This is a genomic window from Candidatus Eisenbacteria bacterium (genome assembly GCA_030017955.1).
In the GTDB taxonomy this organism is placed as follows: Bacteria; Eisenbacteria; RBG-16-71-46; order JASEGR01; family JASEGR01; genus JASEGR01.
Map to the genome: position 1 here is coordinate 1 of JASEGR010000179.1, position 2,200 is coordinate 2,200.

Consider the following 2,200-nt stretch of genomic DNA (forward strand, 5'->3'; position numbering starts at 1 on the left):
TCATTCCGGCTTGTCCGGAATCTTTCTGATATAATGGCTGTGTGAGGGAGGATATCTTTGCAGTGTATATTATGGCCAATACAAGACCGACCTTGTATGTCGGGGTGACGAATGATCTCATACGAAGAGTCTATGAGCATAAGAACAACCTTAATCTTCACTGCTTTACAGCCAAATACTACCTGCATAAGCTTGTCTATTATGAGTTTTGTCGGGACAGCCGGAGCGCCATAATCAGAGAAAAACAGTTAAAGAATATGAGCAGACAAAACAAAATAGAACTTATCAGGCAGAAAAATCCTTTCATGAGAGACTTGTCTGAAGACATTCTCGGAAAGATTCCGGACAAGCCGGAATGAGTGCGCCTGAGAGTGTGCGAGGTCGGAGGGGTGGAAGTCCCCTTCAGGTATACGCTCTCCGGCCTGTAACCGATCGTAACTGCGTCGCCGCAAGGTGGGGTGGAGAGCAACGGGAGGTGAAAAGCCAGTCCGTAGGATAACGAACTCGATTCGGCCTATTGCAACGGCGAGCCTGCTCATTAATGGCGAAGCCCGGACCCCGCCATCGGCGGGGAAGCCTGTCACGCTGAGGGGTAGCGTGTAAAAGCGATGACAGGGGAGCAAGGGGTGGTTGGAGACGGAATGGTTTGAAGGTCTCGCACATGAATCAGGGATGCCTGTGCGGGGGCGTGACCCGCGCAGAGCACAGAGCCTCCATAGTAGCGAGGAAACCCCGGAAACGGGATGGAGCGAAGGGAGGCAGGAAAGTGGATGGGTGAAGGACATAATGAAGGAAGGAGAAACCGGCGATAGTGATAGAAATATCTAAACAAGTCGGAGGCACTCATACCCGTGATAAATGGAGATGGGTGGAACCTTCAGTATGGACGGATCGCATGTTGACGGCACTTGAAGAAGGTGTGAAAGGAGGCAAGTGGTTTGCTTTAATGGACAAGGTATATTCCGGGGAGAACCTGAAGGCGGCTTGGGTAAAAGTGAAAGCCAACAAAGGGGCGGCGGGAATAGACCGGCAGAGCACCGAGGCATTTCAAGCCAAAGAAGAAAAGTATCTGGGAGAGCTGCAGGAAAGTCTGAGAGTGAATCGATACGAGGCCAAGCCGGTCAAAAGGGTATGGATACCGAAACCGGGAAGCGATGAGAAAAGGCCGCTGGGGATTCCAGCGGTAAAAGACCGAATAGTGCAGGCAGCAATCAGAAATGTGCTGGAACCAATATTCGAGAAAACCTTTGCGGAACAGAGCTACGGGTTCAGACCCGGCAGGGGGTGCAAGGATGCCCTCAGACGAGTAGAGACACTACTGAAGGCCGGAAAGACATGGGTGGTAGATGCCGACATAAAGAGCTACTTTGATACTATCTCACATGACATACTGCTGAAGGACATCAAAGAACAGGTCGCAGACGGACGGGTATTGGAACTGATAGAGGGCTATCTGAAACAAGGCGTCATTGACGGCCTTGACCAGTGGGAACCGGAAAGCGGAACGCCACAGGGAGCAGTAATCAGTCCTCTACTGGCTAATATATATCTGAACAAATTAGATCATGAGATGAAACTCAAGGGATATGAAATGGTCAGATATGCCGACGATGCGGTAATACTGTGCTCGACAAAGGAAGAAGCAAATAAGGCATTGACCTTACTGAAGGCGAGGATAGAAGAAAGAGGATTGACTTTACACCCTGAAAAGACGCGGATAGTTGACGCGACCGTAAAGGGGGGATTCGACTTTCTGGGCTACCACTTCGAGAGAAACACCAGATGGCCGCGTAAGAAAAGCATGAAGAAACTCAAGGACAGCATCAGGCAGAAGACGAAGCGCACTTCCGGCGAAAGCATGGAGTGCATAATCGACAAACTCAACCGGAGCTTAAAAGGCTGGTTTGAATACTTTCGGCACAGTAATGGAAAGACTTTCCAAATGATTGACAAATGGATACGCATGAGACTAAGAAGCATACTCAGGAAACGACAGGGTCGTCATGGAAAGGGCCAAGGCACTGACCATTGGAGATGGCCAAACGCTTACTTTGGCGGTCTTGGGCTGTTCACTTTAACCACAGCTCATGAACAAACTCGTCAATCCCGATGAGGAAACCACTGACTGGAGAGCCGTATGCGGGAAATCCGCCTGTACGGTTCGGAGGGAGGGGAGGCGAAAGCCTTTCCTACCCCCTAT

General features: G+C 50.2%; 2 protein-coding genes. Both read left to right on the forward strand.

The genetic code is table 11. The features are described from left to right. Window positions 1-71: 71 nt before the first annotated feature. Window positions 72-359: a GIY-YIG nuclease family protein gene (locus QME66_13450; protein MDI6809952.1), complete on the forward strand. Its 288-nt coding sequence runs from the start codon at window positions 72-74 to the stop codon at window positions 357-359. Window positions 360-895: 536 nt separating this feature from the next. Further along, the gene (ltrA, locus tag QME66_13455; protein ID MDI6809953.1) at window positions 896-2,113 is read left to right on the forward strand and encodes a group II intron reverse transcriptase/maturase; all 1,218 of its coding nucleotides are present in this window, start codon (window positions 896-898) and stop codon (window positions 2,111-2,113) included. Window positions 2,114-2,200: the final 87 nt, after the last annotated feature.